The following is a 12,363-nucleotide window of genomic DNA, read 5'->3' on the forward strand; positions in this document are numbered from 1 at the left end:
CTGTGCGGCGCGACGCTCGTCAGAGGCGGGTGATCGTCGCCGTGTCGCGCTCCCCGCCGAAGCAGCGGTCGAGCACCTCGCCGAAGACCGGCTCGTCGGGTGCCGCCTCGGCGAACAGCGTCATCGACGACCGCAGCTTCATCGCGTCGGTCGCGCCGAGGACCCGCACCGGATCGGTGGCGCCCAGGTCGAGCAGCGCCCGCGCCGCCTCGACCAGCCGCGGGCCGAGCACCGGGTGGTCGAGGTAGGCCCGCGCCTCGGGCAGCCCGGAGATCGCGTAGCGCTGCGCGGTCGCGCTGCGGCCCAGGCCGGTGATCTGGGGGAAGACGAACCACATCCAGTGGCCGCGTTTGGCGCCGGCCCGCAGTTCGCGCAGCGCCGACGCGTACGTGCCGCCGTCCTGGGCCTGCACGAACCGCTGCAGGTCGTGGGGGTCGCTCACCCCGGCAGGGTCGCCCGCACCCCCTGCGCCGTCAACCGGGGGAGCTCGGTGCCGAACGTCGTGTCGTACATGACGTGCCGGTCCTTGCCCAGCGCCTTGGCCCGGTACATGGCCGCGTCGGCGTACCGGAGCAGCTGCCCGGCCGACGCCGGCGGACACGATCCCGGGTCGTGCACCACGATCCCGACGCTCGCGGTCACCGTCACCGTCACCGACCGGCCGGCCACCGCGACCGGAGCCCGGACCGCCTCCTCGAGGCGGCGGGCGATGTGCGCGGCCTCGGCGGGATCGGCTCCCGCGCAGAGGACGGCGAACTCGTCGCCGCCCAGCCGCCCGACGGTGTCGCGGGGGCGCACCACCCGCCGGAGGCGCTGGGCGATCTCGACCAGCAGGTCGTCCCCGGCGGAGTGCCCGTGGCCGTCGTTGACCGCCTTGAAGCCGTCGAGGTCGAGGAACATGGCCGACACCGGCGCGCCGGTGCGTCGCGCGTCGGCGAGCGCCTGGTCGAGGCGGGAGGTGAACAGCGCCCGGTTGGCCGCGCCGGTCAGCGGATCGTGCTGGGCCAGGTGCCGGACCTCCTCGTCCAGCCGGGACCGCTCGATCGCCGCGCCGGCCTGCCGGGCCAGCGTGCGGTGCAGTTCCAGCTGCTCGGGGGTGAAGCCGCGGCGGCGGCGGAACGTGGCCTGGTAGGCCCCGACGACCCCACCGTCGGCGGCCAGGGGTACCGCGAGCAGCGACTCCACGCGGGCCCGGTGCATCGGCAGCGCCACGGCCGGGAAGTCCTGCTCGGCGGCCGCCGGAGTCGGGACGGCGACGACATCGTGCCCGCGGACCGCCGCGGCGAGCGGTACGGGTGCCGCCGCGGGGACGGCGGCGTCGGCGACGGACGCGGCGGGCGGGCCGTCCTCACCGGCGTGCACGAGCGCCGCCCGGTCGGGGTCCACCAGCCAGACGCCCGCGCCGGCGTTCCCGGGCTCGTCGGCGAGGATCCCGGCCAGCGCGGCGACGACCTCCGCGGTGCTCGTGGCTTCCGCGAACTGCGCCGCGGCCCGGTGCAGGACGCGGACGCGGCGCTCGGAGTCCTCGGCGGCCTTCCGCGCCCGCACCAGCTCCCGCTCGTAGGACCGGCGCTCGGTGTGGTCGACGACCGCCGTCCGGACCAGGACCGGGGTGCCCGAGGCGTCGGCCCGGACGTCGGAGCTGACCAGCACGGGCAGCCGGCGTCCGCCCGGGCACAGCAGCTCGAGCGCGATCGCCTTCACGGAGCCCTGCAGCCGGAGCAGGGGAGCGACGTGGGTCTGGTGGTAGATCCGCCCGCCCGGGGTCAGCAGGTCCTGGAAGGGCCGCCCGATCACGTCCTCGGCGCGGTGGCCGGTCCAGTCGAGGAAGGTGGCGTTGACCTTGACCACCGTGCCGTCGGGGCGCGTGGACAGGTAGCCGCACGGCGCGTGCTCGTACAGGTCCTCGAGGTCCTCCTCGGGGAAGTCGGTGTCCCCCGGGGTCACGTCGTCTCCAGGAACGCCCGGATGGCGGCGGCCGTCTCCTCGGGCGCGCCGATGTGCGGGCAGTGGCCCGTGGCCCGCAGCTGGACGAACCGGCTGCCGCGCACCTGGCGGTGGACGTACCGCCCCACGGCCTCGGAGGCCAGCACGTCGTCGGAGCACTGGAGAACGAGCGTCGGCACCTCGACACCGGCCAGGTCACGGCGGTGGTCGGCCAGGAACGTCACCGTGGCGAAGTGCTCGGCGATGGCGGGATCGGTCCGGCAGAAAGCGTTCACCAGCTCCTCGGCCAGTTCGGGCCGGTCGGGATTGCCCATGAACACCGGGGCCATCGCCGCGGACCAGCCGAGGTAGTTGCCGGCCAGTGTCTCGAGCAGGTCGTCGATGTCCTCCCGGGAGAAGCCGCCGGTGTAGCCGTCGGCCGGGTCGTCGAGGAAGCACGGCGAGGGGGCGACGAGGACGAGGGCACCGATGCGTCCGGGCGCGCGCTGCGCCGCCAGGACGCCGATCGTCGCGCCCACCGAGTGGCCGACGAACACCGCGTCGCGCAGATCGAGCGCATCGCAGATCTCGACCACGTCGGCGGCGTAGCCGTCCAGGGTGTCGTACCTGGCCCGGTCGTAGGCCGACAGGTCCGAGCCGCCGGCACCCACGTGGTCGAAGAGCACCGTCGGGTGGTTCTCGGCGAAGGCCGGGGCGACCCAGCGCCAGACGTGCTGGTCGCAGCCGAACCCGTGGGCGAAGACGAGCGGCCGACCGTCCGGCGCGCCGGCGACCGAGACGTTGTTGCGGCGCAGCACCCCGGTCGTGTTCCGGTGCCGTGTACTCGCCTGGACAGCCATGCCGTTCTCCCTGGGTACGGGGACCGCCGCCCCTTCCCCCTTCCATCGGACGCCCCCTCCGGCCGCTTGAGCGGAACTCACTCGGCCGGATTACCTGCCCGCGTGATCACGGGGTGTGCGCCAGGACGACGTCGACGAGGTGCTCGGCGATCGCCAGCGACGAGGTCGCGGCGGGGGAGGGCGCGTTGCGCACCGCCACCACCGCGCCGCGGCGGGAGATGCGGAAGTCGTCGACCAGGCTGCCGTCGGCCTCCATGGCCTGGGCGCGGACCCCGGCGGCGGCCGGCACCATGTCCGCGGCGGTCAGCTCGGGCAGGTACCGGCGGGCCGCGGCGGTGTAGGCGCGCGTGCTCAGCGAGCCGCGCATCTCGGCCAGGCCGGTCCGCCAGTGCTGCGCGGCGAACCGCCGGAAGCCGGTGAACCCGGCGATCGCGGCCAGCTCGCGGGGGGAGACGTCGCGCCACCGGTACCCCTCCCGGGCCAGCGCCAGGACGGCGTTGGGGCCGACCAGCACCTCGCCGTCCACCCGCGGGGTCAGGTGCACGCCGAGGAAGGGGTACCGCGGGTCGGGCACCGGGTAGACCAGGCCGTTGACCAGCGCGCGCCGCTCCGGCCGCAGCGCGTAGTACTCGCCGCGGAAGGGCACGATCCGCGGCGACTCGGCGTCCCCGGCCAGGGCCGCCAGCCGGTCGACCTGCAGCCCCGCGCAGAGCACGACCCGGTCGACCACCAGCTCCTCCCCGGTGGTGGCGCCGACGACGACCTCCCCGCCGGTGCGCCGCAGGGCGGCCACCTCGAAGCCGGTGCGGACGGTGGCGCCGGCCGCGCGGGCGTCCGCGGCGAGGTGCTCGGTGACGGCGGCGTAGTCGACGATCGCGGTGGTGGGCGAGTGCAGCGCGGCGATGCCGGCGACGTGCGGCTCGCGCTCGTGCAGCTCCGCCCGGTCGATGATCCGGACGCCGGGGACGCCGTTGGCCCGGGCCCGCTCGGCGATCGCCGCCAGCCGGTGCTCCTCGGCGGCGTCGAGCGCGACCAGCACCTTGCCGATCTCCCGGTACGGCAGGCCCTTCGCCGCGCAGAAGTCCCGGAGCAGGGCCACGCCGCGGCGGCACAGCGTCGCCTTCAGCGAGCCGGGCTGGTAGTAGAGCCCGGCGTGCACCACGCCGCTGTTGCGGCCGGTCTGGTGGGCGGCGAGCCGGTGCTCCTTCTCCAGGACCGTGACGACGGCGTCCGGCTGCCGCTGCAGCAGCCGCCGGGCCACCGCCGTCCCGATGATCCCGCCCCCGACAACGGCGTACCGCTGGCCCGTCATGGTTCCCCGCTCTCTCCGTGCAGCTGCAGCCCGCGAGCTCTTCCCGACGCATGCTCGTGCTCGGCTGCCACTGCGCAAGCAGAGCACGAGCAGCCGGGGAGCACAGGTCCGTCCGTGGATACTCGTGCTCTGCCCACTGTCGTGGGCAGAGCACGACTGCGGTGAACCCCATGGGACCGCGCTCCGTACCGTTCGCGCAGTCGGCCGGCCACCCGCGCGAGCTCGACGAGCGACGGCCGGCCGACGTCATCGCCACCTCCGCTGAGTTCTGTGGCGGTGGTCCGTCTGCCCTCCATGGAGACGACGCGGATCGATCTCGCACCGCAGGCGGCGGAGGTCGCCGGGGTGGTGGCCGGCGTGCGCGGCGACCAGCTGGGGAACCCGACGCCCATGGCCGGCACGCCCGTGGCGGCGCTGCTCGACCACCTGGTGGGACTGACCCTGGCGTTCCGGCTGGCGGCGGAGAAGACGCCGGTGCCGGGCGGGCCGTCCGCCTCGGCCGAGCACCTGTCGCCGGAGTGGCGGCGGCTGATCCCGGCCCAGCTCGACGCGCTGGTGGCCGCGTGGCAGCGCCCCTCGGCGTGGGAGGGGACCGCCGAGGCCGGTGGCGTCACGATGCCGGCGCCGGTCGCGGCGGCGGTCGCGCTCGACGAGGTGCTGGTGCACGGCTGGGATCTCGCCGTCGCCACCGGCCAGCCGTACTCGGCCGACCCGGCGTCGGTGGAGGCGTGCCTCGGCTTCGCGGCCCAGGTGGCGGCCGGGCCGCCGCAGCCGGGCCTGTTCGGCCCGCCCGTGCCGGTGCCCGACGACGCCCCGGCGCTGGACCGGCTGCTCGGGCTCACCGGCCGCGACCCGGGCTGGCGGCCGCCGTCCTGATCAGGTGAGGTGCTGCTGCAGGAAGCGCAGCTGGGCCGGCGCCGACCGCGCGAAGCCGTCGCCGACGTAGGCGTCGAAGTGCCCGGCGGGCAGCACGACCAGCTCCTTGGGGTGCCGGGCGCGCTCGAAGTACTCCAGCGTCAGGTCGGCGACGGTGAGGTGGTCCTGCGCGGCGACGACGACCATCAGCGGGGTCGGCGCGATCTGGCCGATGTAGGCGCCGGGTTCGTACTCGGTGAACATCTCCACCGAGCGCAGGGTGACCTCGTTGCGCCAGGTGGTCGCCCGCTCGAGGATCGGACCGAGGAAGAAGTCGTGGCTGTCCGTGGTGGGCAGCGCGCACGGCTCGTCGGGCTCCTTCTCCCAGACCACCTGGATCATGGCCGGGTCCTGGCCGGCGTACCGGGCGGCCCGGTCGCCGTCGAACATCTGCCGCAGGCCGGCGAAGGCGTCGGCGCGGATCAGCCGGCGGGCGTTGGCCAGCCCGCTGACCAGCGGCACCTGGGAGACCACGCACGCCACCCGGCGGTCGAGGGCGGCGACGACGAGCACGTGGCCGCCGCTGTAGCTGGAACCCCAGACGCCGATGCGGGCGGGATCGGTCCAGGGCTGGGTCAGGGCCCAGGTGATCGCCGTCCGGTAGTCACGGATCTGCTGCCACGGGTCGAGCTCACCGCGGGGCGTGCCGTCGCTGGCACCCAGGTTGCGGTTGTCGTAGACGAGGACGCCGAGGCCGCCGGCGGCGAAGTGCTCGGCGAAGTCGTCGAGGTACATCTCCTTGGTGGCGGAGAAGCCGTGCGCCATGACGACGAGCGGCGCCGGTCCGTCCCCGCCGTCGGGGGAGTAGTGCCAGCCGCGCAGGGTGACGCCGTCCTCGGCCGTGAACTCGATGTCTTCTCGCATGGGGCCCTCTCGCATGGGCCGGACTGTGGCGGCCCGGCGGCCGGGGGTCGTGACGATCGGTGCAGCACGTCCGGCGATGCCTGCAGGCCTTGCCGCGCCGGCCCGGGCCGGAGTTGGCTGCGCGGCGGGAGGTCCCCATGGCCGACGCCGCCGAACACCGCAGCTCCGGCGACGCGGCGCCGCGTGCCCCGGCCCGCCACCGGGTGGGGGACCTCGTGCTCGTCGACTCCCGGTGCGGTCCCGGGCGGGCGCCCCGGGCGGTGGGCCCGGGCGACGTCGTCGGGGTGCTGTTCGTGCGGGAGGGGCTCGCGGTGGTCGAGCGGGGCGGCGTGGAGGTCGTCGTCCGCCCGGGCTCGGCGCTGCTGCGGTGCGGGGCCGAGCCGGTGCACGTCCGGACGCCCGGACGGCTGCACATGTGGACGCTGCTCGTGCCGTCGTCCCGGCTCCCCGGCTCCCGCAGCGGGCTGCTGGACCCGGCGGCGGCCGGCCTGCTGGCCGTCCTGCTGGAGACGGCGCTGGGCACCGCGGCGGCGCTGGACGGGTGGCTGGGGCAGTCGGTGGCCGACGCGGCGGTGGCGCTGCTGGGCGGTGCCCCGGGCCCGGGCGCGGACGACGCGGCCTGGGCGCGGGTGACCGGCTACGTGGCGGCGCACCTGCGCGATCCGGGGCTGGATCCCCCGGCGATCGCCGCCGGGGCCTACCTGTCGGTGCGCTCGCTGTACGCGTTGTTCGCGGCGCGCGGCCGGACGCCGGCGGGGTACGTGCGGCGGCTGCGCCTCGAGGGGGCCTACCGCGAGCTGGTGCGCAGCGGGACCGCGGTGACCGTGGCGGCCGTGGCGCACGGCTGGGGGTTCCGCGACCAGGCGACGTTCGGCCGCGGCTTCCGCGCGGCGTTCGGCCGGACGCCGGACGAGGTGCGCCGCGGGGCGGGCTTCTCCGGCCGGGCGGTGACGGCGGCGGGTGAGGGGGCCGCTGCGCAGGGTCCGCCGGGAGCGGGACCGGCGCGTCCCGGGGACAGCGGGCGTTGACGCGCGGCTGCGTGCGCGCCGACCGTGGGCGACCGGAAGAGGGAGGTCCCGATGGCCCGCAGTGATGTCGACGCCCTGAACGCCACGTTCCTGCAGGGGGTCGAGAAGGGCGACGCCGCGCTGATGGCCACGGTCTACGCGCCCGATGCCCGGCTGCTGCCGCCGGGGTCGGACCGGGTGACCGGGGTGGCGGCGATCGAGGAGTTCTGGCGCGGCGTGCTCGGCATGGGGGTCACCGGGGGCCTCCTGGAGACGGTGCAGCTGGACGAGTGGGACGACGTGGCCGTCGAGGAGGGCCGCTACGAGCTGCGGGTCGGCGAGCAGGTCGCCGACATCGGCAAGTACGTCGTCGTCCACCAGCGGCAGGCCGACGGCGGGTGGAAATGGGGCCTCGACATCTGGAACTCCAGCCGGCCGCCGCACGCGGGTTGAGCGGGAGGTTCCGCAATGGGCCAGATGTACCTGCACCGGTTCGCCTACCGCGACGGCGTCGCCAAGGCGGAGATCGACGCGGCCTGGGCCGAGGCGATGCGGACGTTCGCGAAGTCCGGCAACTGGGGCGGGGTGGAGCGCGGGATCACCCACCACAAGACCTACGGCACGAGCTGGGGCGGCTACGTCCTCTTCGAGGCCGACGACCCCGAGGCGCTGGCGCGCTACCAGGCCTACCAGCTGCAGCACTACGCGCACGCCGTCGAGATCACCATCGAGCCGCTCTACGACATGGACTCCGCCCTGGCCGACGCCATCGGCAGCTGGCGCTGACGGCGGCCAGGGGGCAGTGGGGCGCGAGCGTGCCGTGTGGTCGCTGAGGCGGCACGGCCCCGGGCTGCGGCTTTCCGCGGCCGAGACCGTTCCGTCACACCCGCCGGGCTGCCGATAACCCGGGGCGAGGCGGCGGCTCACCACGACCCCCGTCGCCCGGGGGTGCGTGCAGGTGGCCGCTCGACATCGGCGGATCGGCGACGGCCTGGCGGTGCTGGGCGGCGGGCGTCCCGACGTGCTGGAGGCGGCGCCGGGGGCGCGCCCGCGGTTCGTGGCGCTGGGCGGGGTCCTGCTGAGCACCGGTGGGCTCGCCGTCCTGTCGGCGGCGTTCGCCGTGCACATGGCGCTGGGCGTGTGGTGGCCGTTCGCGCTGCTCGTCGGCCTCGGCTGGGGGCTGGTCATCGTCAACCTCGACCGGATGCTGCTGGTCGGGATGGCGCACGACGCGTCGCTGAAGCGGAACCTGGTGCTGGCCGTGCCGCGGGTCGGGCTCGCGCTGGTGCTCGGCATCGTGATCGCGACGCCGCTGACCCTGCAGGTGTTCGCCAAGGAGATCGACACCGAGGTCGTGTCGATGCAGGCGGAAGCCGCCGATGCGTACCGGAGCTCGCTGGAGTCCGACGCGCGGTTCGCCGGCCTGCCGGAGCTGCAGGAGCGGATCGCCACCCAGGAGTCGATCGTCGCCACCGGCGGGCAGAGCGACCCGGGCCTGGTGGCCGTGCACGGTGAGGCGAGCGCCCGCCAGGAGGCCTACGACGCGGCGCTGGCCACCCAGCGGGAGCTCGAGGCCAAGGCGCAGTGCGAGCTGGACGGCACCTGCGGCACCGGCGAGGCCGGGACCGGCACCGCCTACCAGCAGGCCCGGGCGGCCGCGGACGCGCAGGCGGCGGTGGTCGCCTCGGCGGCGTCCTCGCTGGACGGGGCCGTCGCGGCCGCGTCGGCGGCGGAGGCGCGCAGCGCGGAGCAGGCGGCGGCGGCGCTGGTCGGCGACCGGGCGGAGCTCTCGCGGCTCACCGCGGACCAGGACCGGCTGCAGGCCGCGTTCGACGCGACCAACGAGGGCGCCGGCGGCATCCTCATGCGACTGGAGGCGCTCGACCGGCTCGGTGACCGCAACGCCACCCTGGCGGCGGCGCAGTTCATGCTCTCGCTGCTGTTCATGAGCATCGAGATCCTGCCGGTGCTGATGAAGCTGCTGCTGAACTTCGGCCCGCCGTCGGCCTACGACCGGCTCGCGGCTCTGCGCGACGCCGGCGACGTGGAGATCGAGGAGCTGCAGCAGGGCTCGCGGCTCTCCGTCGCCCAGGCGCGGGAGGAGCTGCTGGTGATGGCCGAGCGGGAGCGGATCGAGCGGCAGAAGGAGGCGGTCCTGGCCCGGCGGCGGACGGCCGTGGCGGCCCTCGCCGAGCCGCCGGCCCCTGTTCCCGAGGAGCCGGCCGACGCCGAACCGGAGGACCCCGCGGCGGAGGCGCGGCACCTCTGGGACACCTCGCCGGTGCTGTTCAAGGCCCGCACCGCCGCGGCGCGGACGGTCCGCTCGGTGCGCCGTCGGCCGGCCAACCGGGTGTCGACGACGGTCTGATCCGGGGGCGCGCCGGTCGTCCGCCTGCCGGGCTGGAGCGCGGGTGTGACCTAGCGTTGCTCCTGCGTCCTCGCCCCGTCTCACGGCGTGCTCTCGGCACACCCCCGGTCGTCCCTCGGCCGGTGGCGCATGTGCTCGGCAGAGCCCCGATCGCGGAGCGGCGGGGATCCCGCCACCGATTCATCCAGATGTAAGGAGCCTGCAGCGTTGTCCGGCACGCCATCCAGCGGGGCGCCTCGCGCCCTCTCCACCGGCAACCTGATGGCCGACTGCGAGCGGTGGTGCCGGGACACCCTGCCTCCCCGCGCGGTGCCGCGCCAGGAGCGTCGGGAGGGGAGGGCCCTGCGGGTGGTCACGCCCCCGGTCCCGGCGGCCGCTCCGGCGCCGTCCCGCCGCGGGACCTTCCGGCCGGGACCCGGCTGGCCCGGCATCCCGGTCGCGCGCACCGGCAGCTGAGGAGCCCCGGGACCCGGGGCCGATCAGCCGGTGCCCTCGGCGGCGATCAGGTCGGTGATCTCCTGCGGGCGGGTCGAGCAGTCGTCGTCGGCGGCGGGCTGGTCGGCGGCGAGGCCGTCGATGCCCATGTCCTCGACGGGCCGGAAGCCCAGGTTCTCGATGTGGCGGGGCACCCGGTTCTGCGCGTTGATCACGTGCGAGCGGGAGAGCCAGCCGCGGCCGTCGGCGACGTCGAAGTCGAGGCCGCCGCCGGGGGCGCGCTGGACGTGCCCGGGGGAGGGGAGCAGCCCGACGAGCTGCACGGCCTGGTCGACGGGCAGGTTCTGCGGCGGGGTGTCGAAGTAGTACCAGCTGGCCGCGCAGACGCCGTAGATGGTCGGCCCGAACTGGGCGTAGTTGACGTAGAGCTCGAGCACGCGGCGGTCGTCGAGGAGCAGGGCCAGCTCCATGGACAGGGCGGCCTCGACGGCCTTGCGCCAGGCGCTCATCTCCTGGTTGAGGAAGAGGTTCTTGGCGACCTGCTGGGGGATGGTGGAGCCGGTCGGGTCCTCGTCGCCGGCGAGGTGGGCCTGCGCGCGGTCGAACAGCTCGCCCCACTCGAAGGCGCCGGTGCGGTAGGGCAGCTGGGCGTCCTCGTGGGCGATGACCGCGGCGAGGAAGTTGCGGGAGACGTGCTCGACCGGCACCGACTGCTGGATCGCGCCGCCGGGGTTGGCGGCCATGAACGCCGTCGTCGGCGGGTCGATCCAGCGCAGCGACAGGATGACCAGGGCCTGGACGACGGCGACCGCGGCGAGCAGCGTGCTGAGCCTGCGCGCGAGCCTGCGGCGGGGGCGGTCGGGCCTCGTGCGTCGCCCCGGGCGGCGCTCGGGGCGGTCACGCTGCCACCGCCGGCGCTCGGCGGGTGTGGGCTCCGGCGGGGGTGCGTACCGGCGGGGTGCCGCGGCGTCGTCCGTCGGGGTGCGGGGGCCGGGGACCCGGGGCAGCGGGGCCGTCCGGCCGTCCTGGGGCCAGGGGCGAGTGGGGTCCTCGGTCCGCCGACGACGGAGGTTCGACCAGAGCTCCGACAGGACGTCGGCCATGGGGCGGTTGCTCTCCCTGCCTCGTGGATGCGAGACGTCATGGTACGTGTGCGGAGCGTGGTGGCCGGTGGCTCCGGGGGCCGTTCCCGATCGCCCGGGCGGGGCGTTCTGCGGCCGTGGTGAGATGCCTGCGGGTGTCGGCCGGCGCTGGAGCCGGCCTGCTGGCTGAGAGGTGGGCTCGTGGCTGCTGGCTCCGGTGAGGTGCTGCTCGAGGTCGACGGCGCGGTCGCGGTGGTGACGCTGAACGCGCCCTCGCGGCGGAACGCGCTGACGCCGGCGATGGCCCGCGAGCTGATCGGGCTGTTCGACGAGGTGGACGCGCGGCCGGAGGTCGGGGCGCTGGTCGTGCGGGCGGTGGGGAAGTCCTTCTGCGCGGGCGGGGACGTGAAGGTGCTGACCGACGCCGGCCGGGACCCGGCCGAGCCGACCGCCTACGAGGGGATGTCGGCGATCTACGACTCCTTCTACCGGCTGGGGCAGGTGAAGGTGCCGACCATCGCCGCGGTCCGGGGCTCGGCGGTGGGCGCCGGGATGAACATGCTGCTGGCGACCGACCTGCGGATCGTCGCCCGCGACGCCCGGCTGCTGTGCGGGTTCCTCAAGCGGGGGATGCACCCGGGCGGTGGGCACTTCGTGATCCTGTCCCGGCTGATCGGCCGCGAGGCCGCGGCGGCGATGGCGCTGTTCGGCGAGGAGATCAACGGCGACCGGGCGCGGGAGCTCGGGCTGGCCTGGGAGTCGGTGGACGACGCCGACGTCGAGAAGCGGGCGCTGGAGCTGGCCGCTCGGGTGGCCGCCGATCCGGAGCTGGCGCGGGTGGCGGTGGGCAACTTCCGCAAGGAGGCCGTGGGCGGCGCGGTGGGCTGGGACGTCGCGATGCAGTTCGAGCGGCCCGCGCAAATGTGGTCGATGCGCCGGTCCGCCGGCTGAGGTTCCCTCACACCGTCTCGGGCACCCGCAGGTGGGCGAGGGCGAGGTCCATCTCGGCGACGTCCACGATCCGGGCGCCCATGGCCCGGGCGAACTGCTCGCGCAGGGACCTGGCGTGCTTGCGCACCAGCTCGAGGGCCTCGCGGGTCTCGAAGCTGGTGACGCTCACCGTGCGGCTGTTGCGCCGGTCGACGAGCATGCTGACGCTGCAGAAGCCGGGCAGCTCTTGGAGCTTGGGCATCAGATTGTGGCGGTAGGCCTCGAGCAGGTCGTCGAGATGGTTGGGCGGGATGCGGGCCCAGGTGACCTGTGTGCCGGCGCCGTCGCCGGCGGGGCGGTCGCGGTGGAGGATCGCGATCTCCCACTCCTGGACGTCGGCGTGCCCGCCGCCGAGCATGTGCAGCAGGCGGTGCTGGACGGTGCGGTCCTCCGCGGCGTTGGCGCGCATGTCCTCCTCGTCGGCCCACGCCGTCGCGACGATGCAGCGGCCGTTCTCGCGATCGGTGAGCATCGAGAGGCCGATGCAGCCCTCTGCCTGCTGGACCGCCGGTAGCACCTCGTCGCGCACGTAGGCGATGCCGACATCGAGGTTGGCGGGGTTGCCGCGGATGCTGGTGGACCGTGCGTGCATGCCGCCGTTCCT

Annotated in this window: 13 protein-coding genes; 6 read left to right on the forward strand and 7 right to left on the reverse strand. The window is 75.3% G+C overall.

The annotated features are described in order from the left end of the window. Window positions 1-19 precede the first annotated feature (19 nt). The 4 genes from BMZ50_RS15950 to lhgO form a co-directional block, all read right to left on the reverse strand. Window positions 20-442: a DUF1810 domain-containing protein gene (locus BMZ50_RS15950; RefSeq protein WP_091326457.1), complete on the reverse strand. Its 423-nt coding sequence runs from the start codon at window positions 440-442 to the stop codon at window positions 20-22. After that, a complete protein-coding gene (locus BMZ50_RS24545) occupies window positions 439-1,947 on the reverse strand; it encodes a sensor domain-containing protein (RefSeq protein WP_218146290.1) in 1,509 nt (502 codons plus the stop codon). The genes BMZ50_RS15950 and BMZ50_RS24545 overlap by 4 nt, the downstream gene beginning before the upstream one ends. Next, complete coding sequence (locus BMZ50_RS15960) at window positions 1,944-2,786, reverse strand: alpha/beta fold hydrolase (protein WP_091326461.1); 843 nt, start codon at window positions 2,784-2,786, stop codon at window positions 1,944-1,946. The genes BMZ50_RS24545 and BMZ50_RS15960 overlap by 4 nt, the downstream gene beginning before the upstream one ends. A 106-nt stretch (window positions 2,787-2,892) precedes the next feature. Then, a complete protein-coding gene (gene lhgO, locus BMZ50_RS15965; protein ID WP_091326463.1) occupies window positions 2,893-4,098 on the reverse strand; it encodes an L-2-hydroxyglutarate oxidase in 1,206 nt (401 codons plus the stop codon). A 270-nt stretch (window positions 4,099-4,368) separates the two neighbouring features. On the opposite strand from lhgO, the gene BMZ50_RS15970 reads away from it, so the two are divergent. Further along, entirely contained in the window at window positions 4,369-4,974 is a 606-nt protein-coding gene (locus BMZ50_RS15970) for a TIGR03086 family metal-binding protein (protein ID WP_245753675.1), read from the forward strand. Here BMZ50_RS15970 and BMZ50_RS15975 read toward each other — a convergent pair whose 3' ends face one another. Continuing rightward, on the reverse strand, window positions 4,975-5,892 hold the full coding sequence (locus BMZ50_RS15975) for an alpha/beta hydrolase (RefSeq protein WP_245753676.1): 918 nt from the start codon (window positions 5,890-5,892) through the stop codon (window positions 4,975-4,977). Window positions 5,893-6,014: 122 nt separating this feature from the next. Between BMZ50_RS15975 and BMZ50_RS15980 the strand changes: the two genes are divergently transcribed. The 4 genes from BMZ50_RS15980 to BMZ50_RS15995 all read left to right on the forward strand — a co-directional run bounded on the left by BMZ50_RS15980 (window position 6,015) and on the right by BMZ50_RS15995 (window position 9,252). Further along, window positions 6,015-6,905 carry a helix-turn-helix domain-containing protein gene (locus BMZ50_RS15980; RefSeq protein ID WP_091326472.1) on the forward strand — a complete coding sequence of 297 codons (891 nt, stop codon included), beginning with the start codon at window positions 6,015-6,017 and terminating at the stop codon, window positions 6,903-6,905. A 51-nt stretch (window positions 6,906-6,956) separates the two neighbouring features. Next, window positions 6,957-7,337, forward strand: coding sequence for a YybH family protein (locus BMZ50_RS15985; protein WP_091326474.1), 381 nt, complete (start codon window positions 6,957-6,959; stop codon window positions 7,335-7,337). A gap of 15 nt (window positions 7,338-7,352) precedes the next feature. Continuing rightward, window positions 7,353-7,670: a DUF3303 domain-containing protein gene (locus BMZ50_RS15990; protein WP_091326476.1), complete on the forward strand. Its 318-nt coding sequence runs from the start codon at window positions 7,353-7,355 to the stop codon at window positions 7,668-7,670. A gap of 172 nt (window positions 7,671-7,842) precedes the next feature. Next, complete coding sequence (locus tag BMZ50_RS15995) at window positions 7,843-9,252, forward strand: DUF4407 domain-containing protein (protein WP_091326479.1); 1,410 nt, start codon at window positions 7,843-7,845, stop codon at window positions 9,250-9,252. 479 nt (window positions 9,253-9,731) lie between these two features. Here the strand turns inward: BMZ50_RS15995 and BMZ50_RS16000 are convergent, their stop codons facing one another. Continuing rightward, entirely contained in the window at window positions 9,732-10,790 is a 1,059-nt protein-coding gene (locus BMZ50_RS16000; RefSeq protein WP_245753677.1) for a transglycosylase domain-containing protein, read from the reverse strand. A gap of 180 nt (window positions 10,791-10,970) precedes the next feature. On the opposite strand from BMZ50_RS16000, the gene BMZ50_RS16005 reads away from it, so the two are divergent. Next, window positions 10,971-11,720, forward strand: a complete 750-nt coding sequence (locus BMZ50_RS16005) for an enoyl-CoA hydratase/isomerase family protein (protein ID WP_091326481.1) — start codon at window positions 10,971-10,973, stop codon at window positions 11,718-11,720. A gap of 7 nt (window positions 11,721-11,727) precedes the next feature. Here BMZ50_RS16005 and BMZ50_RS16010 read toward each other — a convergent pair whose 3' ends face one another. Then, window positions 11,728-12,351: a hypothetical protein gene (locus tag BMZ50_RS16010; protein ID WP_091326484.1), complete on the reverse strand. Its 624-nt coding sequence runs from the start codon at window positions 12,349-12,351 to the stop codon at window positions 11,728-11,730. Window positions 12,352-12,363 lie beyond the last annotated feature (12 nt).

The sequence above is a fragment of the Geodermatophilus ruber genome (genome assembly GCF_900114385.1).
Classification (GTDB): Bacteria; Actinomycetota; Actinomycetes; order Mycobacteriales; family Geodermatophilaceae; genus Geodermatophilus; species Geodermatophilus ruber.

Coding starts and splice junctions, on each gene's coding strand:
- BMZ50_RS15960 (WP_091326461.1), bottom strand. CDS start 2,786: ATGGCTGTCCAGGCGAGTACACGGCACCGGAACACGACCGGGGTGCTG.
- lhgO (WP_091326463.1), bottom strand. CDS start 4,098: ATGACGGGCCAGCGGTACGCCGTTGTCGGGGGCGGGATCATCGGGACG.
- BMZ50_RS15975 (WP_245753676.1), bottom strand. CDS start 5,892: ATGCGAGAGGGCCCCATGCGAGAAGACATCGAGTTCACGGCCGAGGAC.
- BMZ50_RS15980 (WP_091326472.1), top strand. CDS start 6,015: ATGGCCGACGCCGCCGAACACCGCAGCTCCGGCGACGCGGCGCCGCGT.
- BMZ50_RS15985 (WP_091326474.1), top strand. CDS start 6,957: ATGGCCCGCAGTGATGTCGACGCCCTGAACGCCACGTTCCTGCAGGGG.
- BMZ50_RS15990 (WP_091326476.1), top strand. CDS start 7,353: ATGGGCCAGATGTACCTGCACCGGTTCGCCTACCGCGACGGCGTCGCC.
- BMZ50_RS16000 (WP_245753677.1), bottom strand. CDS start 10,790: ATGGCCGACGTCCTGTCGGAGCTCTGGTCGAACCTCCGTCGTCGGCGG.
- BMZ50_RS16010 (WP_091326484.1), bottom strand. CDS start 12,351: ATGCACGCACGGTCCACCAGCATCCGCGGCAACCCCGCCAACCTCGAT.